The 25,481-nt window shown below is 59.6% G+C and carries 20 protein-coding genes; 13 read left to right on the forward strand and 7 right to left on the reverse strand.

Annotated elements, in window-relative coordinates; all coding sequences use genetic code 11:
• Positions 1-2: 2 nt before the first annotated feature.
• Complete coding sequence (locus I9184_RS16330) at positions 3-5,429, reverse strand: alpha-2-macroglobulin family protein (protein ID WP_209835173.1); 5,427 nt, start codon at positions 5,427-5,429, stop codon at positions 3-5.
• Between the two features lie 116 nt (positions 5,430-5,545).
• On the opposite strand from I9184_RS16330, the gene I9184_RS16335 reads away from it, so the two are divergent.
• Positions 5,546-7,804, forward strand: coding sequence for a response regulator (locus I9184_RS16335; RefSeq protein ID WP_209835174.1), 2,259 nt, complete (start codon positions 5,546-5,548; stop codon positions 7,802-7,804).
• Positions 7,805-7,894: 90 nt separating this feature from the next.
• Here I9184_RS16335 and yaaA read toward each other — a convergent pair whose 3' ends face one another.
• The 3 genes from yaaA to I9184_RS16350 all read right to left on the reverse strand — a co-directional run bounded on the left by yaaA (position 7,895) and on the right by I9184_RS16350 (position 11,102).
• Positions 7,895-8,665: a peroxide stress protein YaaA gene (gene yaaA, locus I9184_RS16340; protein WP_209835175.1), complete on the reverse strand. Its 771-nt coding sequence runs from the start codon at positions 8,663-8,665 to the stop codon at positions 7,895-7,897.
• 33 nt (positions 8,666-8,698) lie between these two features.
• Positions 8,699-10,738 carry a DNA helicase RecQ gene (gene recQ, locus I9184_RS16345; protein WP_209835176.1) on the reverse strand — a complete coding sequence of 680 codons (2,040 nt, stop codon included), beginning with the start codon at positions 10,736-10,738 and terminating at the stop codon, positions 8,699-8,701.
• A 76-nt stretch (positions 10,739-10,814) separates the two neighbouring features.
• Positions 10,815-11,102 (reverse strand): YggT family protein, encoded by a 288-nt coding sequence (locus tag I9184_RS16350; protein ID WP_209835177.1) that lies wholly within the window; start codon positions 11,100-11,102, stop codon positions 10,815-10,817.
• 128 nt (positions 11,103-11,230) lie between these two features.
• On the opposite strand from I9184_RS16350, the gene I9184_RS16355 reads away from it, so the two are divergent.
• From I9184_RS16355 to smpB, 10 genes are all read left to right on the forward strand, one after another.
• Positions 11,231-12,598, forward strand: a complete 1,368-nt coding sequence (locus I9184_RS16355) for an MFS transporter (protein ID WP_209835178.1) — start codon at positions 11,231-11,233, stop codon at positions 12,596-12,598.
• Positions 12,595-13,458 carry a penicillin-insensitive murein endopeptidase gene (mepA, locus tag I9184_RS16360; protein ID WP_171637407.1) on the forward strand — a complete coding sequence of 288 codons (864 nt, stop codon included), beginning with the start codon at positions 12,595-12,597 and terminating at the stop codon, positions 13,456-13,458. Before I9184_RS16355 ends, mepA begins: the two co-directional genes overlap by 4 nt.
• 35 nt (positions 13,459-13,493) lie before the next feature.
• Positions 13,494-14,315 carry an esterase-like activity of phytase family protein gene (locus I9184_RS16365; protein ID WP_348539541.1) on the forward strand — a complete coding sequence of 274 codons (822 nt, stop codon included), beginning with the start codon at positions 13,494-13,496 and terminating at the stop codon, positions 14,313-14,315.
• 91 nt (positions 14,316-14,406) lie between these two features.
• Positions 14,407-15,054, forward strand: a complete 648-nt coding sequence (locus tag I9184_RS16370) for a queuosine precursor transporter (protein WP_171637404.1) — start codon at positions 14,407-14,409, stop codon at positions 15,052-15,054.
• A gap of 263 nt (positions 15,055-15,317) precedes the next feature.
• Positions 15,318-15,737, forward strand: coding sequence for an alternative ribosome rescue aminoacyl-tRNA hydrolase ArfB (gene arfB, locus I9184_RS16375; RefSeq protein ID WP_171229972.1), 420 nt, complete (start codon positions 15,318-15,320; stop codon positions 15,735-15,737).
• 60 nt (positions 15,738-15,797) lie between these two features.
• Positions 15,798-16,544, forward strand: a complete 747-nt coding sequence (locus I9184_RS16380; protein WP_171637403.1) for an SDR family oxidoreductase — start codon at positions 15,798-15,800, stop codon at positions 16,542-16,544.
• 82 nt (positions 16,545-16,626) lie between these two features.
• Entirely contained in the window at positions 16,627-17,643 is a 1,017-nt protein-coding gene (locus I9184_RS16385) for a P1 family peptidase (RefSeq protein WP_171724720.1), read from the forward strand.
• Between the two features lie 113 nt (positions 17,644-17,756).
• A complete protein-coding gene (locus tag I9184_RS16390; RefSeq protein WP_209835180.1) occupies positions 17,757-18,170 on the forward strand; it encodes a cytochrome C in 414 nt (137 codons plus the stop codon).
• A gap of 201 nt (positions 18,171-18,371) precedes the next feature.
• Positions 18,372-18,914, forward strand: a complete 543-nt coding sequence (gene idi / locus I9184_RS16395) for an isopentenyl-diphosphate Delta-isomerase (RefSeq protein WP_209835181.1) — start codon at positions 18,372-18,374, stop codon at positions 18,912-18,914.
• Positions 18,915-18,972: 58 nt separating this feature from the next.
• Complete coding sequence (gene smpB, locus I9184_RS16400; protein ID WP_209835182.1) at positions 18,973-19,449, forward strand: SsrA-binding protein SmpB; 477 nt, start codon at positions 18,973-18,975, stop codon at positions 19,447-19,449.
• On the opposite strand, the gene glpK is transcribed toward smpB, so the two are convergent.
• From glpK to panB, 3 genes are all read right to left on the reverse strand, one after another.
• Complete coding sequence (glpK, locus tag I9184_RS16405; RefSeq protein WP_209835183.1) at positions 19,446-20,924, reverse strand: glycerol kinase GlpK; 1,479 nt, start codon at positions 20,922-20,924, stop codon at positions 19,446-19,448. The genes smpB and glpK overlap by 4 nt on opposite strands.
• A 69-nt stretch (positions 20,925-20,993) precedes the next feature.
• Positions 20,994-21,845, reverse strand: a complete 852-nt coding sequence (gene panC / locus I9184_RS16410; protein ID WP_209835184.1) for a pantoate--beta-alanine ligase — start codon at positions 21,843-21,845, stop codon at positions 20,994-20,996.
• On the reverse strand, positions 21,842-22,681 hold the full coding sequence (gene panB, locus I9184_RS16415; RefSeq protein ID WP_171637391.1) for a 3-methyl-2-oxobutanoate hydroxymethyltransferase: 840 nt from the start codon (positions 22,679-22,681) through the stop codon (positions 21,842-21,844). The genes panC and panB overlap by 4 nt, the downstream gene beginning before the upstream one ends.
• A 169-nt stretch (positions 22,682-22,850) precedes the next feature.
• Here panB and I9184_RS16420 point away from each other — a divergent pair, with 169 nt between their 5' ends.
• The gene (locus tag I9184_RS16420; RefSeq protein WP_209835185.1) at positions 22,851-24,338 is read left to right on the forward strand and encodes an ABC transporter substrate-binding protein; all 1,488 of its coding nucleotides are present in this window, start codon (positions 22,851-22,853) and stop codon (positions 24,336-24,338) included.
• 111 nt (positions 24,339-24,449) lie between these two features.
• Positions 24,450-25,472 (forward strand): hypothetical protein, encoded by a 1,023-nt coding sequence (locus I9184_RS16425; protein WP_348539542.1) that lies wholly within the window; start codon positions 24,450-24,452, stop codon positions 25,470-25,472.
• The last annotated feature ends 9 nt before the right edge of the window (positions 25,473-25,481 follow it).

Genomic DNA, 25,481 nt, shown 5'->3' on the forward strand with positions numbered 1-25,481 from the left:
GGTCACTGGATCGCGACCCGTCCGGCAGATGTCCGCGCCCGGTTCTGCGGGCGGTACATGTCTTCGACCGAGGCCGCCGGATGATGGAACACGCCAGGTGTCACGGCGCGCGCCACGTAGGCCAGCGTCACGGTTTCACGACCGGACAAATCAACGGCGGCCAGGAACCGGTCCGAGCGGAACTCGGTATGGGTGGCGTCGGACAGATCCAGCCAGTCCAGCGATCGGACCTCGCCCGAGCGCAGCAGGCTTGGGTTGTCAATCTCGATCCCGGCGGCCAGTGGATCGTTCACCATCAGCCGCGCACCGCCGTTTTCGAACGGTGTAACTTGCAGTACGGTGACGAACCGATCACCCACGGCAAAGCGTTCTGAATCGATCAGATCGCCATCCATCGAATAATACCGCCGTTCGATTGCATAGCCGGTGCCGCCTGCCTCGGGCGGAACCTCCGGGATGCCTGTGACCGTCAAGGTGATATCCGTCGCCTGACCGTCGGCGGCCGTGACGTTGATCTCATCCGCCTGTCCGGATTGCAGAACTTTCACAAACGGACCGGAAACCGGCGCCCCGTTGACCATCAAGCCCGATCCCGTTGGATCAGACACAAGAGCGTGCGCCGCCAGCAATGACCACGTGGCCTCCTGAGTGGACAGCGACGCGCGGCCGGTGCTCACCCGTTGGATCAAAGCATCGCGGTCAATCGCCTCGCTGCCCGCGTCCACGGCAAGGCTCAACAAGCCCGCTGCATCCCGAAGGTGGGTGCCGTAGTCAGCGCGCCAGACGTTCAGTTGCTGGTTCAGTTGCCGATCCAGCATCCGCGCGGCACGGTTGAACATCGCATCCGCTCGGGTCTGGTCGCCGTAAGAGGCCAGAGCTGCGCCCAGTTGCGCCGCCGCCAGAGGGGTGTCGAAGGCATCCCCTTTGACATCCGCGTAATAGCGCAGATCGCCCATCGAGGCCGCGCCTTCCCGCGCAAGAACCATCAGGGCATAGGCGATGTCCTGACCGCCTTCGTCGAAATCAGGCGCGTAATTGACCCTGTTCCGAAGATTGTCCATCGCCTGAGCGAACGCCCGGTCCGGCACGAGATGCCCCTGAATGCGGGCACGGGACAGGAAGTCGGTCACATAGGCGTCCAGCCAGAAATCCCCGCTGTCTGCGCGCCACAGGCCAAAGGCGCCGTTTGCGGCCTGACGAGTCAGGATACTGCGGATCGAATCGGCGATGCGTTGATCCACAACCGGGCCATCCCCCAGCCCCGTGGCTTGCGCAACGGATGACAGGTACAGCAACGGCAGCGCTTTGCTGGTGATCTGTTCGGTGCAACCATAGGGGTAGTGGTTCAGCTGATCCAGCAGACCGGGCGTGTCGAATTTGGCCAATGCTCCGGCGGACAGGATGGCCTTGGCCGAACCCGGCTGGAACCCGTCAAACACATCCTGCGAAAACAGGAAGCTATCGTCTGCGCCCAAGGCAAAACGCCGCGTCTGTGCAATCACCGGGTCATTGGCCCGCACCGGCATGCGCAGGGTTTGCGACAGGTCCAGCCCATCAGGTGTGGTGATCGATACGCTGATTTCAGGATCGCCGATGGTGCCGGCCGTGATCGGGATCTCGAAAACCGCCTTGCCACCGTCCTCCAGCAAAAAGCTGGCCGGTGCCGCGCCCAGTTCCAAACCCTTGGAGGCGGTCAGGCCAAGTGCCATTTCTCCGGGTGTGCCATCCGCATGGACGATCTCAAGACGCATCCGGCTTTGATCGCCCGGGGCAAGGAAGCGCGGAAGGCTGGCGGTAGCGACCACCGGGTCGCGGACGATCATTTCAGCTTCGGCCTGACCGACGGCTTTGCGCGACCACGCGACGGCCATCAGCCGGACGGTTCCGTTGAAGGCAGGAAGGGGAATGTCGATCTCAACCTCTCCATCCGCGCCGATCTCGACCGGGCCACTGAACACGGCCATCAGGTCTTGTGTCGGTGGCGGAGACTGGCGACGCATCCCGCTGTCATTGTCGCCGCCCGAGCGCACTGTGCCCATGGCTCCGTTCATGCCGTCGATCAGTCGCCCGTAGACATCCCGCAGATCAACACCCAGACGGCGCTGCCCGAAATAGTATCCTTGCGGGTCCGGGCTTTTGAACTCGGTGAGGTTCAGAATGCCCACGTCGACGGCGGCCAGCGTCAGCCAGACCGGCTCATCGTCCACGGTATTTTCGACCCTGATACGGGCTTTTTGCGTCTGACGTGGTGCGGTGACCTCGGGCACATCTATAGCTAGGGAAAGTCTGCGGTCCCCTGGATCGATGCTGGCATGGGCAACGCCCATCGCCCGCGCCGGGTTCTGACCGGCTGCAACATCCGTTGGGCGGATCACGGTTGCGGTGACATAAGCCCCGGCGCCCCAATCCTGGGTCACTTCAATCGGGATCAGAGTTTCCCCTTCGGGCACCTCCACGATCTGGCGGTGGATCAGACGGTTCGAAAGGACTTCGATCTGAGCGACACCGGCCCTGCGGGGCACGATCCGCAACTGCGCCGTATCCCCGATGCGATAGCTGTCGCGATCCAACGACATTTCAAGCCGGTCCGGCGTGGTCGATGCATCGGCGGCCTGATACCAGCCCGCATAGAAATCGACGGCGGTTTCGGAATATGTTCCGTCAACTCGCTGCACCACCAGTTCATAGCGCCCCCATTCCACCGGTTGCGTCAGCGTCAGAGGGTCAGAGAGGACGTCCACCTCGCCGGTGGCGACACGGCTGCGGCGCGTTGTCGGTTCCCAGTTCCAGTCGCCGTGAAGCTGGTACCATTGATAGCGCGTTTCTATCTTGTTCAGCGTCCAGCGGAGACGCATCGGAACGGGCGTCAACTCAGGAGACAGGCCAACGATCTCGAACGCTGCCTCGGTGCCTTCCGGGATGACTTCGTCGAACAGAGGTTTGACACCAATAACAGGGTGCGGCGGCAGGACGGGCGCGGTCAGGCGACGCTCGACCGGGCGGCCCGAGCCATCGGCCAGCCGGGCGATGATTTCAGCTTCGATTGGCTTTCCTTCAGTCTCTAACACGGGGACTTTGACCGCCACGGTCGCGTGCCCGGTTGCGTCTGTGCGCGTGTCTCCGAAATATGTGCTCTTGATCGAGGTTTCTGCATCATAGCGGCCAAAGCGATATCCGTCGTAGCCCGGGACCGTGTTCGCCGGGCGGGCGATGACCTGCCCGTCAATGCTCAGGTCCGACCCCGGCGCTCCAAACAGATAGCGCGCGTCGATCGCGAGCGGTGGACTGTTGCCGGGGCGCAGGGGTGCGTCGGGCAGGGTCAGTTCGAAATCGATCCGTTCGGGAAGGAAATCCTCGACAAGAACGGTCTGACGCGCCAGCGCATCGCCTATTGGATCGGATTTGATTTCAATCTTCCATGCGCCGCGCGGTACGTCTGCGGCCACGGGCAGGGCAAAGACATGGCCCCCGGCAACACCGCCATCCGAGACAGACCGGCGGTATTCCACCCCGTCCGGGCGATACAGGATCGCCGTCAGAGGCAGGCCCTCGATGGCCTGCGCTTTGCCATCGCGGGACAGGGCGGTGACATGGATTACTTCGCCGGCCCTATAGGCACCTCGGTCGGTGGTCAGAAAGACATCGACCGGCCCCGCCGGTGCGCGCCCTTCAACGCCGCGATCCGACAGGTCAAAGGCAGGATCGGTCAGCGAGAGAAAGCTGAAATCCCTCTCATCGATTGCCGCCGTCACCAGAGCAGGCGCACTGGCCCCTTTGCCGCGTGTCAGGCCCGGATCGAACCTTGCATAGCCGGTTTCATCGGTCTGTGCCGATGAGATGACGGCGTTCGCCCCTGAGATCAGCGAAACTTCGACACCTTCGCGCGGTGCCGCGTCGCTTAGCCCGCGCACGGTCACGTGCAGCCCGTCAGTGCCCAGGGCGGTGCTGATCCCCAGATCAGAAAGCACAAACCATTGCGTTGCGCCGGGATCGTCATAGGGATCGGCCCCCGGAACGCGGGCGGTCAATGCATAGATACCGGCAGGTTGATCCGAGATCGCTTCGGCCATGGGAAGACGTGCCGTCATGGTCTGGTTCAACTGGTTTGAAACCTCGGCAGTACCCGTCCAGATGTCCTGGGCAATCTGGTCCGAGAATTCTTCCTCCTGCCATTCGCTGAGCGGGCGGCCGAAAAAGTCCTGTTGCACGGCCCGCAACAGGTTCCGGTCACTGACCCGCCGCAGGGTCAGGTCCAGTTCGGTGACATTGACCGTTTCGACGGGCAAGGCCGCGTTGGCAGATTTCGGAAGGACATAGCTGCGTCCGGGAAACCGAACCGAAGGCGTCCGGTCGCGTACATAATGGGTCAGTTCGATGCTGCGATTCAGTGCTTCGCCCGAGGCGGCAGGCAAGCCTTCGCGCAATGTCAGGCGATAACGCTGGCCATGCGCGACCCCATCGATGCAAAGCTGGCTGTCCTCGGCCTGCACGACTAGCCCATCGGCGTCACGTTGAACGAAGGGATCATAGTCGACCCCGGCCTTGACCAGTGATTCCGAGAATTCGATACAGATCCTGGGGGCTGCCGCATCGCTTTCGACCGAGCTGTCGACCACGCGGAAACCGTATTTGCCGATGGCTTTGTCCAATGCGGTCAGCACGTCTTCGCGCGGCTGCACCTGCTCGGCCAACCGAAGAACGGGAATCATGTCGCGCCCGCGCTCAACCTCTTCCAGGGCGTCCGCAAGGGTCATCAGAGCAGCGATCTGGGTGCCGGGGGTTTCGGCGCGCAGATAGCCATTGATCGCCGCATTCAGCGCGCGGTTGCGCAGGTCGCGCCGCTCGGTCCAACCCGAAGGGTTCATGGCCAGCAGCATGTGCGCATATTCCACCCAAAGATCCGCGCGGTCGCTGAGCGATACGGCGACACCGGTCCACTGCATCGTTTGTGCGACACTGCCTGCGTCGCGCGCGGCATCCAGAACGGCCCGCAGATCATACCCCCCTGCCGAGTGCAGGAATCCCAGATCGCGGGCTTGTTTTCTTGCGTGATCCAGATCGTCAGAACTCAGGACGCTCAGTGCTTGCGCGCGCGTTTTTCCCAAGATTAGAGTCTGTTCGCTGCTTGGCACCTTTTGCGCGGACAATGCGCCTTGATACGCCTCTTGTCTGTTCACGCCACTTTTGGGAAAGCAGGCATCGGAACGGGTGTTATAGGTGAACGCCGTACATTGCGCGTTGGCCGAGCAGGCCTGAACACAGGACTTCAGATCGGTGTCGAACAACGGATCCAGATCCGACCCGTAAAAATCCGTGTCCCGAGAGGTGACATAGCGGAACTCAGGCACCGCACTCTGCGCCAGAACGGCGGCGGGAAGGATCAGAAGGCCAATTATGTAAGTTATTGAAATAAAAACAAAGCGGTGCATCGTGCTCTCCTCTTTGGGCTCAACCTTGCATGGCGCGCGCCTGTAGCGCAACGGCTTAAACAGTTTTTCATTCTCTGTCGCGATGCTGAAATCCGAACGTCCCGGAACCGATCAAAATGAGTCTTGCAAACAAACTGGCACAGGAACGGCGTGCGCGTCTGGCAGCCGAACGAATGCTTGCCTTGAAACAGGCCGAGCTTTCGGCCGCCAATCGCAAACTGGGCCAACACGCCATGGCGCTGACCAGGCGCATTGGTGAAACTCAGGCCGAAGTCGAAACTGTTCGTGGGGAAAACGAAAAGGTCAAATCCGATCTCTCTGTCGCTCATGCCAAGATCGAGATTGCCGAACGCCGCCTTTGGCATTCGATCCAGACCATTCAGGACGGGTTTGCATTCTTTGACGGCGACAGCAGGCTCATCAGCGCAAACGCTGCATATCTCAGCGTGTTTGAAGGGCTGGATGAGGTGGCGCCAGGGATTTCCTACCAGCGCATTCTGCAATTGCTGACCACCGAAGGAATTGTCGATACCGGTGACGAAACTGCCGAGGAATGGCAGGCCAGAATGCAGGCACGCTGGAATCGGGCCAATCCAACTCCGATCGTCATGCAGCTGTGGAACGGTCACTACATTCGCCTGATTGATCAGCGTGGCAGCGGTGGTGACGTGGTCAGCCTGGCGCTCAACATCACCGCGTCGGTCCGGCACGAAACAGAACTGAAGGTTGCCCGCGAACGGGCGGAAGCGGCCAACAGGGCCAAATCAGCCTTTCTCGCCAATATGAGCCACGAAATCCGCACGCCGATGAATGGTATCGTGGGTATGGCCGAACTGCTTGATGAATCTCCGCTGGACGAAGAACAGCGGCTCTATGTCAACACGATCCGCAATTCGGGTGAGGCATTGTTGGTTATCATCAACGACGTGCTTGATTACTCCAAAATCGAGGCGGACAAGCTGGTTCTGCACCCTGAACCCTTCGATCTGGAGCGCTGCATTCTTGAAGTCGCGATGCTGTTGCAGCCAAGCGTGCGTGACAAGGGGCTCACGTTGCTTGTGGATTACGACCTGTTCCTGCCCACCCTTTTTGTGGGCGATCCGGGCCGAATACGGCAGGTTCTGACCAATTTGGTCGGCAACGCAGTCAAATTCACCACGGAAGGTCATGTCCTGATCCGTGTGACAGGCGTTCCGCATGCCCAGGCTCAGACATGCGACATCCATGTTGCCATCGAAGATACCGGCATCGGTATCGATGCAGAAAAGATCAACCACGTTTTTGGTGAGTTCAATCAGGTCGAAGATGAACGCAATCGCCAATTTGAAGGCACCGGGTTGGGTCTTGCGATCACCAGGCGCCTGATCACCATGATGGGCGGTTCAGTCTGGGTCGAAAGCGAACCGGGTTGGGGATCCTGTTTCGGGTTCAGGGTGTCGCTGCCCACGGCAGAAGGCCCACAGCCCGAGCCTCCGAAACTGGCGGATTGTGTGAATCATGTCATGGTGGTCGAGGATCTGGCCGTAAACCGGGCCATTTTGGCGAAACAACTTGGCCGTTTGGGGGCCAAAGTGACGGTTTGCGCGTCAGGGGCCGAGGCGCTGGCAGAAATGCATGGCGCGATTGAACTTGTCCTGTGCGATCATGATCTGCCGGATATGGATGGCTTGGATCTTGCCGTCACCCTCAAAGACCGTGGGTGGGGCGACGCCTCGGTCATCGTGATGTCTGCAAATCCATCTCTGATCCACACGCACCCAGCCCGCGAACTGATCGACGGTGTGTTGCAGAAGCCGATCCCCAGGGCCGAGTTGTATTCCAGACTCGTGGCTCTCAAGGACACCCCGCCGCCAGAACGTCGTTCAACGCAGCGAAAATCCGCCTCTGACAACAAAGAAACCAATGTCCCGGAAACAAGGCGCATGAAGGTACTTGCGGCCGAGGACAATCTTACCAACCAGCTGATCCTGAAAAAGATGGTCAAAGACCTGCATATAGACCTGCGATTTGCGTCCAATGGAATAGAAGCCGTCGAGATGTTTCAGGAATTTGACCCGGACTTGATCTTCATGGACATATCGATGCCAAAAATGGACGGCAAACAGGCCACTGCTGAAATCCGCAGGCTCGAGGTCGAAACAGGGCGTCATGTCCCGATTGTCGCCTTAACTGCTCATGCAATGGCCGGTGACGATCAGGGCATCCTGTCCGCAGGGTTGGATCACTACATGACGAAACCGCTGCGCAAAAATCATATTCATCAAATGATCCTGCAACACCAACCGGATGGCGTAAGCGAAGTCATGGACAATCACCTCGCCCAGAAACATGCACCCATGTGTGACCGCGAACAGGATCCCACTTCATCTGGCTGAAAATATCCCGGGGAGCGCGAGGGGCTGGACCCTCGCTCGGATCCACGGCCCAGAACCGTGGAAGGAAATATCGATCAGGTTGTCAGGGTCTCAGGACGAATAAGGTCGAACAAAGACAGGTTTATCCTTTTCCGATAGGTCAGCACGATATGCGTAACCGCCCGCATCGAAATCCAGCAGGGCATCGGGGTCGGTCAGGCGGTGCTGAATGACATATCGCGCCATTGCACCACGCGCCTTTTTGGCAAAGAAACTCACGATCTTCGGAGTGCCGTTCTTGTCTTCCATGAACACCGGCGAGATGACGCGCAATTTCAGAGCGTTCGGGTCCACGGCGCCGAAATACTCCTGACTGGCGCAGTTGATCAGAACGTCGCTGCCGATCATGTTGCCTTGTGTGTTCAGAGCTTTGCTCAGCTGGTCGCGCCAATACTCATACAGGGTCTTGCCGCGCCGTGTTTTCAGCTTGCTGCCCATCTCCAGCCTGTAGGGCTGTATCGCATCCAGTGGCCGCAAGACACCATAGAGACCTGAGAGGATGCGCAGATGATCCTGTGCCCATGCCAGTTCGTCAGGATCGAGCGAAGCTGCTTCCAGACCCTGATAGGTGTCCCCAGCAAAGGCCAGCGCGGCCGGGCGCGTTGCATCGGCGTCTGGCATTTCGGAAAAAGCACGATAGCGATCGCGGTTCAGGCGCGCCAGATCATCGCTCAGACCCATAAGCTTTTTCAGATCGCCAAGGGTCAGATTGCGCGCGGTTTTGGACAGTCTGATCGCATCATCCTGAAAATCGGGCTGTGTGACTTCAACATCCCGCTCTGTCCAGTCCAGCCGCTTGGCCGGGGAAATCACTACCAGCATACCTGCCCTCTTTCCTTACCTGTCCCGGCGTATCTAGCCCGCCTCACGCAGCACGTCCAGAAAGGCGGTGCCGAACCTTTCGTGACGCCGGTCGCCCAGCACCTGTTCAAGCCCGCGCAGGTCATCCGGGCGCATCTGTGCCACCTTTGCCAGTTGCGAGGCCGAGCAGGTCAGAGGCTTGTCTATCCCCTCGGGACCGCGGGACAATTGGGACTGTACTTCCAGCAAACGGTCATAGATGTCGCCCTGATCGCGACCGGCCAGCTTGCGCCGCGCCGGGTGCAACGCCTGGGCCTCGCCCGCTATCACTTCAAGGAAGGTGTCGCCATACCGTTCCAGCTTCTTGGCGCCGACGCCGCCGATCCGGGCCATTTCGTCCAGCGTCATGGGGCGTTTTTCCGCCATTTCGATCAGGGTACGATCCGGAAAAATGACATAAGCCGGGACCCGGGCGGATTCTGCCAATGCGCGTCTCTTGGCCTTGAGAGCCGACAGCAAGGGCGCATCTTCATCGGACACCATGGCTTTCACGGCGGGGCGACGGGTTGCCTTGCGTAGGGCGTCCTTGCGCAGGTTGATCTTTGCCTCGCCCTTGAGAATTGGTTTGGCGGCCTCGGTCATCCGCAAGGCCCCGTGGCGTTCGGGGTCGGGGCGCACCAGATCGTGCCCCATCATCTGGCGGAATATTGCCTGCCATTGCGCGCGCGACCAGTCCTTGCCGATGCCCCAGGTGGACAGACCATCATGACGACGGGCGCGGATCTTGTCGGTCTCGTTCCCCAGAAGGATGTCGATCAGATGACCGCTGCCAAACCATTCCTCGGTGCGAAGAATCGCGGACAAGGCCATTCGGACGGGTGTTGTTCCATCAAATACTTCGGGCGGTGTATCGCACAGGTCGCATTTGCCACAGGATGCGGCCTGTTCCCCGAAATAGCCCAGCAGGGTCTGGCGGCGGCATTCCAGTGCCTCGGCCAACCCCAGCAGCGCGTTCAACCGCGCATGATCCGCCATGCGGCGTTCGGGTGGCGCCAGCCCCTCGTCAATCTGGGACCGCCGCAAACGTATATCGTCGGGGCCGAACAGAGTCAGGGTCTCGGCCGGCCCGCCGTCGCGCCCGGCGCGGCCGATCTCCTGGTAATAGGCCTCGATGGATTTCGGCAGGTCCGCATGGGCGACCCAACGAATGTCGGGCTTGTCGATGCCCATGCCAAAAGCCACGGTGGCAACCACGATCAGCCCGTCCTCGCGCGCGAAGCGGGTTTCGACGATGCGGCGGTCCTCGGCCTCCATCCCGCCGTGATAGTGGCAGGCGCTGTGGCCCTGTTCGCGCAGCGCCTGCGCCAGCACTTCGGTCTTGTTGCGGGTGCCGCAATAGACGATGCCCGACTGGCCCCGGCGCGCATCGGCGAAATCCAGGATCTGCTTGCGCGGGCTGTCCTTGGCGGCAAAGGCCAGGTGGATGTTCGGGCGGTCGAAGCCGCGCAGGAACTTGCGCGGAGGCGTGCCGTCGAACAGTTTCTCGACGATCTCGTCCTGTGTTTCGGCGTCGGCGGTCGCGGTGAAGGCGGCCAGAGGCACGTTCAGGGCGTGCCGCAACTCTCCGATCCGTAAATAATCAGGCCGGAAATCATGGCCCCACTGGCTGACGCAATGGGCCTCGTCCACCGCGATCAGGCTGACATTGATCCGCCGCAACATGCCCAGTGCCGAGCCTGCCGCCAGCCGTTCGGGCGCCATGTAAAGCAGTTTCAGCCGCCCGGCCTCAAGCGCTTCCCACACGGCATCGGTTTCCTCGGGCGTGTTGCCCGAGGTCAGCGCGCCGGCCTCGACCCCGGCTTCTTGCAGCCCCCGCACCTGATCGCGCATCAGGGCGATCAGCGGCGAGATCACCACCGTGACCCCGTCGCGCAGCAGGGCAGGCAGTTGATAACACAGGGATTTGCCGCCGCCCGTGGGCATGATCGCCAGCACGTTCTGGCCGGCGGTTACGGCATCGACGATCTCTTCCTGCCCGGGGCGGAATTCATCGAATCCAAAGACATCTCGCAGCAGAGGCGCGGCGTCGAACATGTGCGGGGGTGCCCTGTTTCAAGATTTGACTGCTCTTGAAAGGACAATCACACAGTCGGAATCGGGGAACAAGAGGTCAGTAGAAATAGACCGCGTTGTTGATCAGGATGATCCGCAGCGCATAAACCCCGATCAGCACCACCAGCGGCGTCAGGTCCAGACCGCCCATATTGGGCAGGATGCGCCGGATCAGGCCATAAATAGGTTCTAACAGGCGGTTCAGCCCGTACCAGATTTGCGCGACCAGCTGTTGGTGCAAGTTCAGCACCTGAAAGTTGATCAGCCAGCTCATGATCACATGGGCCAGGATGATGAACCAGACAATGTCCAGGATCAGCAGCAGGATTTGGATCAGCGACAGCATGGGTTCTCCGTATTCTTGTTGGCCGAGACCTAAGCACCATGGCGACAAAGAGCAAGTGTCTGGCACTCAACGCTTGCGATTTGAATGAAAGCCCAGTCATATAATCGCAACGATAAACAGGGGCAGAGATGGCAGAGATTTCCAAGCGCAGGCGCATTTGGGGCTGGTGGTTCTTTGACTGGGCCAGCCAGCCCTTTCACACCCTTCTGGTCACCTTTGTCTTTGGCCCTTACTTCGCGGGCGTCGCCGCCGGGTATTTCACCACTGAAGGGCTGGATGCGCAGGCGGCTGCGGCGCGCGCACAGACTGTTTGGGCGAACTGTCTGACGATCACCGGGCTGATCATCGCTTTTGGTGCGCCGCTTCTGGGGGCGATGGCGGATGTCTCGGGGCGGCGCATCCCGTGGATATTTGCCTTTTCGGTCATGTATGCGGTCGGGTCCGCGGCGCTTTGGTATACGATGCCCGATGGCTCGAACATGTGGCTGATGCTGTCGGCTTTTGGTTTCGGCTTCGTAGGTGCGGAATATGCGCTGATCTTCATCAACTCGCAGCTACCCGATCTGGGTGATGACAGCGAAGTGGGCGAGATCTCGGGCTCGGGCTTTGCCTTTGGCTATTTTGGAGGGCTGATTTCGCTGGCGATCATGCTGGCGCTGTTTGTGGAACAGCCAAACGGCAAAACCCTGATCGGGATGACGCCCGCCTTTGGTCTGGATGCCGCCACCCGGGAAGGCACGCGTTTTGTCGGCCCATTTACGGCAATCTGGTTCATTCTGTTCATGGTGCCATACTTCCTGTGGGTCCGCGACGATGCGGCGACGGACAGGAAGGGAAGCGTGGGTGAGGCGCTGCGCCTGTTGTCGAAATCAGTGTCTAACTTGCGCTATCGCGTCAGTCTGGCCAGTTATCTCGGTTCGTCCATGTTCTATCGCGACGCTCTGAACGGGCTGTACAGTTTTGGTGGTGTCTACGCGCGGCTGGTGTTGGAATGGGATCTGATCAAGATCGGAGTGTTCGGGATCGTCAGCGTTCTCGCCTCGGCCGTTTTTGCGTGGATCGGGGGGAAGGCAGACAAGAAATACGGCCCGAAACCAGTGATATTGGTGGCGATCTGGGTATTGATTTTTGTCTGCGTCACAGTGGTGTCGATGGACCGGACGCAGATCTACGGCATCGGCCTGCCTGACGGATCCAACCTGCCAGACATGGTCTTCTTTGGCTGTGGTGTGCTGATCGGTGGCATGGGAGGCATTCTGCAATCGGCCAGCCGTTCGATGATGGTGCGCCACACCGACCCCGAAACCCCGGTCGAAAGCTTTGGTCTTTATGGTCTGTCGGGGCGCGCGACCGCTTTTGCGGCCCCGTTGTTGATCGGGATTGCAACAACCGCAACCGGCAGTGCGCGTCTGGGGGTGTCACCGATCATTCTGTTGTTTATTCTGGGTCTATTCCTGATGCGCTGGGTCAGACCTGAAGGGGATCAGAGCAGATGATTTTACTACGTTTTTTGGCACTACTGGTAATAACCGCGCTGGCGAATACGGCATCAGCGCAGCCCTTGGCAAAGCAGTTGTTCGGGGCACAGAAGGTAAGCTCGCAACAAAAATCGGCTGCTTTCGGCAGTTATTCGCGCGGATGTGCGGCCGGATCGGTTCAATTGCCCGAGACCGGGCCCACGTGGCAGGCTATGCGACTGTCGCGAAATCGCAACTGGGGGCATCCCGAAGCGATCGATTACGTGCAGGACCTCAGCCGGTTTGCGGCGAAACAGCCGGGTTGGAACGGTCTCTATATTGGGGATATCAGCCAGCCGCGGGGTGGGCCAATGACTTCGGGCCACCGCTCGCACCAGCTGGGGCTGGATATCGATATCTGGATGCTTCCGGGTGACAACATGCGCCTGTCGCGCAAGGCGCGCGAGAATATTTCGTCCATATCGCTGCGCCGCTCGAACGGCGCCTACGTCAACAGCAACTGGACCAAACAGCACCACGCGGTACTGCGCGAAGCCGCCAAGGACAAGCGCGTGGCACGTATCTTCGTGTTCCCCGGGGCTAAGGTTCAGATGTGCAACGATGAAAAAGGCAACCGGGCCTACCTGCGCAAGATCAGGCCCTGGTGGGGGCATCACTACCACTTTCACGTACGCCTGAAATGCCCAAGAGGATCAAAGGGATGCGTCAACCAGGATGCACCACCCAAGGGCGATGGCTGTGCCGAGGCGCAACAATGGGTGCGTAACATTCTGAACCCGCCGCCGCCCGATCCAAACGCGCCGCCGCCCAAGAAACGCCGGGAATATGTGCTGGCCGATTTGCCGAAGCAATGCGCCTCAGTCTTGCAATCCAAGTAGGTGCGGCACTGTTTCTGGCCACGGCGGCCCCTGGAGTGGATGTAAAGACCGCCACACATCAAAGCAGTTTTACATGGCGTGACAAGGCGGATTGGTTCGGTGGATTCTCGGCGCTGCACATTTCGGACAATGGGCAGCAAATGATGGCGCTGAGCGACCGGGCACGGTTGGTGATTGCGCGCATTGAACGTCTTGATGGCGAGATCACCGGCATTCGCATTCTGGGGCAATGGCCGGTTCTGTCCAGCAATGGGCATCTCATGTCCGGCGGCGTTGGCGATTCCGAAGGGATTGCGGCGGCTCCTGACGGTGGGTTCTATATCTCATTTGAAGGGGTGCACCGCGTCGCCCATTACCCCGCAGCGGGCACGAAGGCGCGTGTATTGCCACGCCCGCAGGCATTTCAGCATCTCGCCGACAACGGGTCCTTTGAAGGTCTGGCCATCGACAGGCGCGGACGGCTGTATACGCTGCCGGAAACGAACCGCACCCCGGACGGAGATATTCCCGTCTATCGCTGGAATGGCCAAACCTGGTCGACCCCATTTGTTCTGCCCCAGCGTGGTTGGTTCAAACCGGTTGCCGCTGATTTCGGTCCTGATGGGCGGTTCTACGTGTTGGAGCGAAACCTCACGGCAATCGGATTTCGCTCGCGCCTGCGGCGATGGGATCTGACAGGCGACGTGCCAAACGCCGAGGAAACCCTGTTCGAAACCGGAACCGGCGCGCATGACAACCTCGAAGGCTTGTCGATCTGGCGGGATGATCGGGGACGTTTGCGGGCCACGATGATCTCGGATGACAACTTTCTGGCACTGCAACGGACCGAGTTGGTCGAGTATCTGCTGCCCGATTGACACACGGCAGATGAAGGTCTAAACGCACAGCCTGCCTTGGGACGGTCCCTTGGCCAAGTCGCCGCTACCTTGTCAAAACGGGCATCACAAAATGCAACGCAACTATATTCCCGGCATTCTTGCCATGGCCGCCATCGTCGTGGCCTCGAACATCCTGGTCCAGTTCCTGATCTTTGACGGCCTGTTGACCTGGGGTGCCTTCACCTATCCGCTGGCCTTTCTGGTCACTGATATTATGAACCGCGTCTACGGTGTGGGCCCGGCCCGCAAGGTTGTTTTCGCGGGCTTCGTCACCGGGGTGATCTGCTCGCTGATCGGCAGCCAGATCATGCTTCAGGGCGACGGGTTTACCTATGCCGCCGTGCCGCTGCGCATCGCCGTCGCTTCGGGCACCGCGTTCCTGATCGCGCAACTGACCGACGTCACCGTGTTCAACGCCATGCGCGGCGGTCAATGGTGGCGTGCGCCGCTGGTCTCGACCCTGGTAGGTTCAGCGCTGGATACCGCGATCTTCTTTACTATCGCCTTTTCGGCCTCGGTCACCTTCTTTGGTGCCGATGCAGATGCGGCCATCAATTGGGCGTGGGAGCCCGTGCCCTTCATGCTGTCAGGCCCCGAGGCGCCGCTGTGGGTGACGCTGGCCTTTGCCGACTGGTTGGTGAAACTGTCGCTGGCTCTGATCGCGCTGATTCCGTTCAAGGTGATCGTTGCGCGACTGACCGCTGCACGGCCTGCGTAAAAAAGTGCTTTGAGAATGGCGCATCTTGTGTCACGCTTCTTTTCAACCGCAACAGATAGAAAAGGAGGTGATCCAGTGTCGAGAAAGAGATTGGAGAGAGGTGTCGGAACAACCGGGAGGACCGCCTGCTAGGGCAGCCCTTGGCCGAGCGTACGCTCCGGCTGGTCGATTGATCTAACCGACCCGACCTCCTGAACTTTCGAAGGGCCGTCCCATCGGGGCGGCCCTTTCTGTTTTTACTCGCTCCAGCTATGGTCTTGCCCATGTTGCGCATCTCTGACGATATCACACTGCAGGACTGGGAAATGACCGAGAGCTTCATGCGTTCCTCCGGGCCTGGCGGGCAGAACGTGAACAAGGTCTCGACCGCCGTTGAACTGCGCTTCGAAGCTGCGCGCTCACCCTCGCTGCCCGATCCGGTCAAGGCGCGGCTAAAACGACTGGCCGGGCGCCGCTGGACCAAGGATGGTGCGATCATCATTCAATGCGAAGAAACACGTTCCCAAGCCCGCAACAGGGAAATTGCGCGAACAAGGCTGGCCGAGCTGATCGGCAAGGCGCTGGTCAAACCTAAGCGGCGCATCGCGACGAAACCCACCTATGGTTCGGTCAAACGCAGGCTTGCGGCGAAAAAGGCGCGGGGCGACGTCAAGGCGCTGCGCGGCAAGGTGTCCGAAGATTGATCTGGCATCTCGTCCGGGCATTGATAGTCTGGCCTGCAAAAGGTGCAGGAGAGTAACGCCATGAGGCTGGAGGGGAAAACCGCAATCGTCACTGGCGGTGCATCCGGGTTTGGTGCGGGGATCGTAAGGAAGTTCCTCGCCGAAGGTGCGCGTGTCATGATTGCTGACATCAATGGCGATGCCGCGCATGAATTCGCAACCCAGCTTGGGTCCGAGGCGATTGCTCAGCAGGTCGATGTAGGCAAGGGCGCCTCGGTTCAAAAGATGGCGGATGCGGCTTTCTCAACCTTCGGCCATCTGGACATCCTTGTGAACAATGCCGGTGTGACCCACCTGCCGACGCCGCTGGAGGAGGTCAGCGAAGCGGATTTCGACCGTGTTTTCAACGTGAACATGAAATCCGTCTATCTGACCGCGCGTGCATTGGTTCCACCTATGAAGGCGCGCGGAGCGGGTTCAGTACTGAACGTTGCTTCAACCGCAGGCCTGTCGCCGCGCCCAAACCTGAACTGGTACAACGCCTCCAAGGGCTGGATGATCACCGCAACTAAAACGATGGCGGTCGAGCTCGCCCCGTCCGGCGTGCGGGTGAATGCGATCTGCCCGGTTGCCGGGGAAACGCCGCTATTGAAATCCTTCATGGGCGAGGATACGCCCGAAATCCGTGCCAAATTCCTGTCGACCATCCCGTTGGGCCGCTTTTCAACCCCTGAAGATATGGCCAATGCCGCCTGTTTCCTGTGTTCGGACGAGGCCAGCATGATCACCGGCGCCGCGCTCGAGGTGGATGGAGGCCGATGCATCTGATCCGCTCTTCATCTGGCCAAAAATATCCCCACCGGAGGCAGCGCGCGCCAGCGCGCTTTCCAGCTCGACCACCGAGGTTTGCATGATCCCCGGCCCCAGAAACCTGATCACGGATGTCCCCGGCCTGAAGGTCGGCAACGCACAGAACGCACCTTTGAAATCAGGCGTCACCGTCCTGACCGGCGCGCAACCACTCCGAGCCTCGGTGCACGTGATGGGTGGCGCACCCGGCACGCGCGAGACAGATTTGCTGGCCGCCGACAAGACCGTTGAACAGGTGGATGCGATCGTGCTTTCGGGCGGGTCGGCCTTCGGGCTGGATGCCTGTTCGGGCGTCATGGACGCGCTGCATGCCCTGGGCCGCGGGTTTAAGGTGGGTTCCGCCGTGGTTCCGATCGTGCCCGGGGCGATCCTGTTCGATCTGCTGAATGGCGGCGACAAGGCGTGGCACGAGAATCCCTATCGCGCATTGGGCCGTGCGGCGTTCGAGTCCGCGTCGGACCGGTTCGAACTCGGAACAGCAGGTGCAGGAACCGGGGCTTTGACCGCGATGCACAAAGGCGGGTTGGGTTCGGCCTCGGTTGTTCTGGACAGCGGTGTTACCGTTGGCGCATTGGTTGCAGTCAATCCGCTGGGCAGTGTCACCACGCCGGGTGACAGGCATTTCTGGGCCGCCCCATTTGAAATGGACGGCGAATTCGGTGGATTAGGGCCTGATTCCAATGCCGGACTGGGCCAACCAACGGTCAGTCGCAAAGCGCAGGTGATGCAGTCCGCGAGGCCGGACAAGGCCAATACCACGATTGCCATCGTTGCGACAGATGCGGACCTGACCAAACCGCAGTGTCAGAGACTGGCCGTTGCCGCCCATGACGGTATTGCCCGTGCTATTGTACCCGCCCACACGCCGGGGGATGGTGATCTGGTATTCGGGGTCAGCACGGGCGCGCGGGGTGTCGCCACCGACACCGAACCAGGTGTCATCGGGCATGCGGCCTCGCTGTGCCTCGCGCGAGCTATTGCGCGCGCCGTGTATCTGGCGACTCCGTCCGTGGGCGATCTGTTGCCTTGCTGGTCCGATGTACATGACAAAAGTTAAGGACATCCTATTTGTCGCAGTGGCACAGTAAGCGCGCGCGGCAATCTGCGCGTTGACTCTTTTTTGCGCCGACGGTCCATTCGGTGCAGCCAATTTCTATCGGAGCAAAAGCTATGAATCGTATCCTCGCTACCGCAATCATGGGCCTTCTGGCCCTTCCTGCTTATGCTGAAGGCGACGCTGAGGCGGGCAAGAAAACCTTCAACAAATGCAAGTCCTGCCACATGATCGCCGACCCGGCAGGCGAAGTGATCGTCAAAGGTGGCAAGACCGGCCCCAACCTCTATGGAATCGCGGGCCGCACCGCCGGTACCGTTGAGGGTTTCAAATACGGAGACAGCATCGTTGCCGCCGGTGAGAAGGGTCTGGTCTGGGACGAAACTACTTTTGTCGAGTATGCTCAGGACCCCAAGGCATTTTTGAAAACCTATCTGGATGACACATCCGCCAAATCGAAAATGACCTTCAAGCTGAAAAAGGGCGGTGAAGACGTCTATGCCTATATCGCAAGCGTGTCGGGTGAATAACACCTGATACTGTGCACCACTGCACAAGGACCAAAGGCCGCAGCCCCTGCGGCCTTTGGTGCGATTGATAACAATGTGGAACAGCCGCACTTTGAAGTCAGACGGCGGATTGCCAAGCAACGCCGCAAAGCCAAGCCGGTCCGGCAACAGCTATAATCAACATCAGGGCTCGTCAGGCGGATTGGCAGCAGGAGAGGACAGATGGGTATCATGATCCCAGCTTGGGTCGATGGTGAGTTGACCCCTGTAGACAAGCTTGAAGTTCACGAAAAGGGGCTCAAGCACAAGGCTGTGTCGGTTTTTGTCGTACGGGGGACCGAGATCCTGCTGCAGCGTCGCGCATTGGGCAAGTACCACACGCCCGGCCTTTGGGCGAACACCTGCTGTACGCATCCCGATTGGGAGGAAAGCTCGTCCACCTGTGCCGTGCGCCGCCTGCGTGAGGAGCTTGGGATCACAGGTCTGTATCCCGAATACCGACACCGGCTGGAATATCACGCCGATGTGGGCAACAGCATGGTGGAAAACGAGGTTGTCGACGTCTTTCTGGCCCATGTCCGCGGCCCGCTGAAAATCGCGCCCAACCCGGATGAAGTCATGGATATCCGTTGGATCGACTATCACGATCTGTTGGCCGAAGTGAAACGCCACCCGGACCGGTTTACACCCTGGTTAAAGATATATCTCCACAGCCACGCGGACACGATTTTTGGCCCGGATCTGATCATTTCTGCCAAATCATGACCCCGGCTGGAAATCCGTGCCTTGCAAGGGCGGCGCAAGCCGCCTAAATCAACCCGTCATGGCCAAGCAGAAGACAGACCCGAATTACAAAGTGATCGCCGAAAACCGGCGCGCCCGCTTCGATTATGCGATCGAGGAAGACATCGAATGCGGTATCGTTCTGCAAGGATCCGAGGTCAAATCCCTGCGCGCGGGTGGCTCCAACATCGCGGAAAGCTATGCCGCCGTCGATGACGGCGAGCTGTGGCTGGTCAACAGCTATATCGCGCCATACGAGCAGGCCAAGGTGTTCAAGCACGAAGAACGCCGCCGTCGCAAGCTGCTGGTGTCCCGCAAACAGATGTCCGATTTGTGGAATGCAACCCAGCGCAAGGGCATGACGCTGGTGCCGTTGGTTTTGTATTTCAACCACAAGGGGTTGGCCAAGATTAAGATCGGCATCGCCAAGGGTAAGAAAACCCATGACAAGCGCGAAACCCAAGCCAAACGCGATTGGTCACGGCAGAAACAGCGTTTGTTGAAAGACCACAGCTAGAACGCCATCGCAGCCTGTACCGCAAGTTGCCAACGGTCATAGGCCGCATCGCGTTCGGATTGTTCCTGCGTTGGCTCGAACCGGCGATCCAGCGCCCATGTTTCCGCAAACCCGGCCTGATCGGGATAAATTCCGGCTTTCATGCCTGCCAGCCATGCGGCGCCAAGGGCGGTCGTCTCTTGCATGACGGGGCGGTCCACAGGCGCGCCGAGACAGTTCGACAGGCCTTGCATGGTCCAGTCGGACGCGGCCATCCCGCCATCGACGCGCAGGATGACATCGGCATCGGCGCCCCAGTCGCCTTGCATGGCATGCCACAGGTCGCGGGTCTGGAAGGCGATGCTTTCCAGCGTGGCGCGGGCAATCTCGGCCCGGCCGGAATTGCGCGTCAGCCCAAACAGCGCCCCGCGACAGTCAGGTTTCCAATAAGGCGCGCCGAGGCCGGTGAAGGCGGGCACAAGCACCACATGCTGGTTCGGATCGGCCTGAGCCGCCAGTTCGCCGCTTTGTGGCGCCGCGTCGATGATCTGCAACGCGTCGCGCAGCCATTGCACTGCGGCCCCCGCGATAAAGATCGATCCCTCCAGCGCATAAGTTCGCCGGCCGTCCAGTTGATACGCGATCGTCGTCAGCAGGCGGTTATTCGACTGAACCGGTTGCGCGCCGGTGTTCAGCAGCGCAAAGCAACCCGTGCCATAGGTTGATTTCATCATACCGGGCTGGAAACAGGCCTGCCCGATGGTGGCGGCTTGCTGGTCGCCTGCAACGCCCAGAATGGGAATGTCGCCGCCGAACAAAGTGGTGGTTCCGAATTCCGCGGCGCAATCCTTCACTTCGGGCAAAAGGTTCAGGGGCACATCCAGCAGGTCACAAATCTCGGCGCTCCATGTGCCTTTGTGGATGTCAAACAAAAGGGTACGGGCGGCGTTGGTGGCATCGGTTGCATGAACACGGCCTTCGGTCAGCCGCCAGATCAGGAAACTGTCGATCGTGCCGAACAGCAGGTCTCCGGCTTCTGCGCGCTCGCGGGCGCCCGAAACGGTATCCAGCAGCCATTTGACCTTGGTGCCCGAGAAATAAGGATCCAGCAACAGACCGGTCTGAGCTGTGACGTCATCCTCGCACCCGGCCTGTTTGTAGCGCGCGCAGATATCGGCAGTGCGTCGGTCCTGCCAGACGATGGCATTGTGGATGGCCTTGCCGGTCTGTTTGTCCCAGACAACCGTCGTTTCGCGCTGGTTGGTGATGCCGATACCGGCAATCTGATCCGCTGAAACACCGGTGGTCTCCATCACCTCGCGGCACACGTGCAGAACGCTTGACCAGATATCCTCGGGGTCGTGTTCAACCCAGCCTTCCTGCGGAAAGTGCTGAGGAAACTCCTGCTGGGCGGTGCCAACAGGCCGCATCTGCGCGTCAAACAGAATGGCGCGCGAGGATGTGGTGCCTTGATCGATTGCCAGAATATGGGTCATTTCCGCTCTCCCCCGGTATCGTTTTGCCGGACTTTAGCGCAAACAATGGCGAAGGGGCCAGTGCAGAAATCAGGCCGGATTGACAGGAATATTGTCGATCAGGCGGACGCCGTCGGCCCAGGCCGTGACGAACAGGCGGGCGGGTTGACTTGCGCTGGACAGGCTTTCCAGCGTCTCGGCACAGCGCAGGTCGATATACTCGACTTCGGTGAACCCGACCTTCAGCAGGGTTTCCTTGGCCTCCTGCGCCAGCATGGCAAAGTCTGCTCCCTTGGCCAGATCGTCCGTCACCTGACGCATGACGCCGTTCATTTGCTCTGCGATCTTCAACCCTTGGGGGGAAAGAAGAAGGTTGCGCGACGACATCGCCAGGCCCGAAGGTTCTCGGACAGTCGGGCAGCCGATCACCTCGATTGGGATGTTCAGATCGCGCGCCATCCGGCGGACAACCAGCAGCTGTTGATAGTCTTTTTCCCCGAAATAGGCTCGATCCGCCTGTGTTTGCAGGAACAGCTTGGCGACCACCGTGGCCACGCCTTCGAAATGTCCGGGGCGGAATGGGCCTTCCATCACGTCGGTCAGACCGGCAACCGATACCGTCGTCGAAAAACCTTCCGGATAGATTTCCTGCGGGTCCGGTACATAGATCGCATCCACACCATACGGGGCCAGCTTTTGGGCGTCTTCATGTTCGGTGCGGGGGTAATTTGCCAAGTCTTCGGGATTGTTGAACTGCTTGGGATTCACAAAAATCGTCACGATCACCCGGTCGCAGCCCTGTTTCGCAGCCTGCGCCAGTGACAAATGCCCCTCGTGCAGCGCACCCATGGTCGGAACCACGCCGATCCCCTCACCGTTTCGGTGCCATGTGGTGGTTTTGGCACGCAGCTCGGCCAGAGAGCGCAAAATCGGTGCGGTCATGTCTTTTGTCCTTTGGCCGGAGCCTGATCGGCAAAGACATGTTCGTCCGCCGGGAAGGTCCGCGCGCGCACTTCGGCGGCGTATTCTGCGATGGCTGCTTCCGCCAACGGGCCCAGCTCGGCATAGCGTTTGACGAATTTGGGTTTGAAGGCGGTGAAAAAGCCAACCATGTCGTCCACGACCAAAATCTGCCCGTCACACCCCGCAGATGCACCGATGCCGATGGTCGGGATCGCAATCTCTTCGGTGATCTGGTTCGCCAGACCTTGGGGCACTTTCTCCAGAACGACCGAGAACGCACCAGCCTCGTTTACGGCGCGGGCGTCTGCCATGACGGCTTCAGCCTGATCGTCACGGCCCTGCACCTTGTAGCCGCCCAGCGTGTTGATCGACTGCGGCGTCAGTCCGATATGAGCCATCACCGGGATGCCTCGTTTCACCAGAAAGCGGATGGTTTCAGCCATTTCCACCCCGCCTTCCAGTTTGACCGCGCCTGCATTTGTGTGCGCCATCAGGCGTGCGGCGTTACGAAAGGCTTGTGCCGGGCCTTCCTCATAGCTTCCGAAAGGCATGTCGATGACCATCATCGCACTTTTTAGGCCGCGTGATACGGCCTGACCATGCAGGATCATCATCTCCATCGTGACCCCCAGCGTGGATTCCAGCCCGTGCAGCACCATGCCGACGCTGTCACCGACCAGCACGAAATCGCAATGGGCGTCCATCAGGCGCGCCATTGGCGTGGTATAGGCGGTCAAAGAGACCAGAGGTTCGCCGCCTTTTCGGGCGCGAATGTCCTCGGCGTTCGGGGCTTTCTTGCGGGCGGTGGCGCTCATGGATCGCTCCTGCAGTATTATGTTGCAGTGCGGCATAGCAGATCGGGAGGGGCCGAAGAAACCCCGGTTGCGCGAACATTCCCTTGATTGACCTGAGGTTTACAGGAAGACTGTCAGTAAAATGGCCCTGAAAACAAGGGCACAACCCGTTTCAGTAGGGAGAGTTCACATGACAAAATTCCTGTTCCGGACCTTTGCTTCGACCCTGGCCGTGGGGGCCAGCCTGCTTGCCACGCAGGCTTTGGCCAAGTCGGACATCACCATTGCGATGCAGCTTGAGCCTCCGCATCTGGACCCGACAAGCGCCGCGGCGCAAGCCATCGACTCGGTGGTTTACACCAATATCTTCGAAGGCCTGACACGTTTCATGGGCGACGGCTCGGTCGTGCCCGGATTGGCGGAAAGCTGGGAGATTTCCGAAGACGGGACGGTCTATACCTTTAACCTGCATGACGGGGTGACCTTCCATGATGGCACCACCATGGACGCCGAGGATGTCAAATTCAGCCTTGACCGCGCAACCGCGGAAGACAGCGCCAACGCGCAGAAGGCCCTGTTTGCCGGTATCGAAACCGTCGAGGTCGTCGACCCGCTGACGGTGAAAGTCACCCTGTCAGAGCCGAACGGAAATTTCCTGTTCAACCTGGCCTGGGGGGATGCCGTCATCGTCGCGCCGGAAAGCATAGACAACATCAAGACCAACCCGGTTGGTACCGGTGCCTATACCTTTGGAAACTGGGTGCAGGGCGACAGTATCACGCTGAACCGAAACCCCGATTACTGGGGCGAACAGCCCACATTAGAGACTGCGACGTTCAAGTTCATCTCGGACCCGACCGCCGCTTTTGCCGCCATGATGGCCGAGGATGTCGACGTGTTTGACAACTTCCCGGCGCCGGAAAACCTGCCCCAGTTCGAGGCCGACCCGCGCTTTCAGGTCCTTGTAGGGTCGACCGAAGGTGAGACGATCCTGTCCACCAACAACAAGCAGCCTCCGTTTGATGATATCCTTGTTCGTCAGGCATTGGCCCATGCGATTGACCGGCAGGCGATCATCGACGGCGCAATGTTTGGCTATGGCACGCCGATCGGAACCCACTTTGCGCCGCACAATCCGGCCTACGTCGATCTGACCGCGCAATCCGCTTACGACCCCGAAAAAGCCAGAGAGTTGCTGGCAGAGGCCGGATTCGAAAATGGGTTTGAGACCACATTGCATTTGCCGCCGCCGTCTTATGCCCGTCGTGGGGGCGAAATCATAGCGGCGCAGCTGGCCGAGGTCGGCATCACGGCCGAGATCATCAATGTGGAATGGGCCCAATGGCTGGAATCCGTGTTCAAGGGCAAGGAATTCGGTCTGACCATCGTCAGCCATACCGAGCCTATGGATATCGGCATTTATGCGCGGCCTGATTATTACTTTCAGTATGACAGCACGGATTTTCAGGCGCTGATGGACACTCTGAACACCACCACCGACACCGAAGAACGCACCCGTTTGCTGGGTGAGGCGCAGCGCCTGATCGCAAGCGACTATGTCAATGGCTACCTGTTCCAGTTGGCCAAACTGGGCGTTGCGAAAGTCGGCGTTCAGGGCCTTTGGGAGAACGCGCCCACCGCCGCAATCGATCTGACTCAGATCAGCTGGTCCGAGTGATGTTACAGCCCTGGGCCGCGCCGGGCGGCCCGGGCCTTCCTTTGTGTCAGGGTGTTCTCACGTATGTTCTTGCTCCGTGCCATTCCCGTCTTGGTTTTAGGTTTCTTCCTGGTGTTCGGTTCTTCGATCGCGGCCACGGCGCAGAATGTGTTGGGGGGTCGGATGGATGCCCTGCCCGGAACGCCCGAGAATCCGTTGAATGTTGGGATCGGAATTCGCATCGACCAGATCACCGGTGTTGATCAAAAGGCCGAAAACTATGGCGCGGTTGTTGTCTTGCGGGTGGAATGGACCGATCCCGCGCTGGCATTTGATCCTGAGGAACTGGGGAGGGATATCAGGGTCTTCAACCCACCCGACCTTGCCAATCATGCGGCAAGTATCGGGTCCGTTCTGCCGGCTTTTGTCATTCACAATCAGCAGTCCAACAAGTGGATCCACGAATCCGCCGCATCCCTGCGTTACGACGGTCGAGTGCTGTATGTCGAAAAATCGTCTCTTACACTCCAGGCGCCTCATTTCGATTTCCGAAAATACCCGTTCGACACGCAGGAGTTTCATTTCGAGGTGGTTTCGGTCTTTCCCTCTGAATACGTCACTTACCATCCGTTGAACGAATTCTCGGGCCTCGGAGATCAGCTGGGCGAAGAAGAATGGATTCTGAACAATGCACGGTTGGAAACATCCAGGGTCTTGGGTCTATCCGGGAAAGAAAGCGATCAGGTCGCGCTTGTTTTTGAGGGCAATCGACATCTGACCTATTACGTCATTCGGGTTTTCCTGCCGATGCTTGTCTTGATCTCGGTCGGCTGGGCGCTGTTTTTTCTGGATGAATACCGCCGGAGGATCGAGATTGCGGGCGGCAACTTGCTGGTCTTTGTCGCGTTCAACTGGGCAATATCCGCAGATCTGCCCAAGCTGGGTTATCTGACTTTTCTGGATTTTGTCCTTCAGTGCATGTTCCTGATGACCGGGGCGCTGATCGTGTTCAACGTCGCGCTGCGACGATTGAAAGTGTCCGGCAAGGAGGGGGCGGCGCGCACCCTGGACAATTATGCGATCAAGTGGATCTATCCACTGGGCTATGCCGCGATCGTTGCCTATGCGGTTTCCGCTTTCCTTCTGGTGCCTTAGACGCTGGAC

Origin of the sequence: Ruegeria sp. HKCCE3926 (genome assembly GCF_017872515.1) — a bacterium.
In the GTDB taxonomy this organism is placed as follows: domain Bacteria; phylum Pseudomonadota; class Alphaproteobacteria; order Rhodobacterales; family Rhodobacteraceae; genus Ruegeria.

What these genes read in the sequence shown, in the direction of transcription:
- I9184_RS16330 (WP_209835173.1), bottom strand. Translation starts at nt 5,429, where the DNA reads ATGCACCGCTTTGTTTTTATTTCAATAACTTACATAATTGGCCTTCTG.
- I9184_RS16335 (WP_209835174.1), top strand. Translation starts at nt 5,546, where the DNA reads ATGAGTCTTGCAAACAAACTGGCACAGGAACGGCGTGCGCGTCTGGCA.
- yaaA (WP_209835175.1), bottom strand. Translation starts at nt 8,665, where the DNA reads ATGCTGGTAGTGATTTCCCCGGCCAAGCGGCTGGACTGGACAGAGCGG.
- recQ (WP_209835176.1), bottom strand. Translation starts at nt 10,738, where the DNA reads ATGTTCGACGCCGCGCCTCTGCTGCGAGATGTCTTTGGATTCGATGAA.
- I9184_RS16350 (WP_209835177.1), bottom strand. Translation starts at nt 11,102, where the DNA reads ATGCTGTCGCTGATCCAAATCCTGCTGCTGATCCTGGACATTGTCTGG.
- I9184_RS16355 (WP_209835178.1), top strand. Translation starts at nt 11,231, where the DNA reads ATGGCAGAGATTTCCAAGCGCAGGCGCATTTGGGGCTGGTGGTTCTTT.
- mepA (WP_171637407.1), top strand. Translation starts at nt 12,595, where the DNA reads ATGATTTTACTACGTTTTTTGGCACTACTGGTAATAACCGCGCTGGCG.
- I9184_RS16370 (WP_171637404.1), top strand. Translation starts at nt 14,407, where the DNA reads ATGCAACGCAACTATATTCCCGGCATTCTTGCCATGGCCGCCATCGTC.
- arfB (WP_171229972.1), top strand. Translation starts at nt 15,318, where the DNA reads ATGTTGCGCATCTCTGACGATATCACACTGCAGGACTGGGAAATGACC.
- I9184_RS16380 (WP_171637403.1), top strand. Translation starts at nt 15,798, where the DNA reads ATGAGGCTGGAGGGGAAAACCGCAATCGTCACTGGCGGTGCATCCGGG.
- I9184_RS16385 (WP_171724720.1), top strand. Translation starts at nt 16,627, where the DNA reads ATGATCCCCGGCCCCAGAAACCTGATCACGGATGTCCCCGGCCTGAAG.
- I9184_RS16390 (WP_209835180.1), top strand. Translation starts at nt 17,757, where the DNA reads ATGAATCGTATCCTCGCTACCGCAATCATGGGCCTTCTGGCCCTTCCT.
- idi (WP_209835181.1), top strand. Translation starts at nt 18,372, where the DNA reads ATGGGTATCATGATCCCAGCTTGGGTCGATGGTGAGTTGACCCCTGTA.
- smpB (WP_209835182.1), top strand. Translation starts at nt 18,973, where the DNA reads ATGGCCAAGCAGAAGACAGACCCGAATTACAAAGTGATCGCCGAAAAC.
- glpK (WP_209835183.1), bottom strand. Translation starts at nt 20,924, where the DNA reads ATGACCCATATTCTGGCAATCGATCAAGGCACCACATCCTCGCGCGCC.
- panC (WP_209835184.1), bottom strand. Translation starts at nt 21,845, where the DNA reads ATGACCGCACCGATTTTGCGCTCTCTGGCCGAGCTGCGTGCCAAAACC.
- panB (WP_171637391.1), bottom strand. Translation starts at nt 22,681, where the DNA reads ATGAGCGCCACCGCCCGCAAGAAAGCCCCGAACGCCGAGGACATTCGC.
- I9184_RS16420 (WP_209835185.1), top strand. Translation starts at nt 22,851, where the DNA reads ATGACAAAATTCCTGTTCCGGACCTTTGCTTCGACCCTGGCCGTGGGG.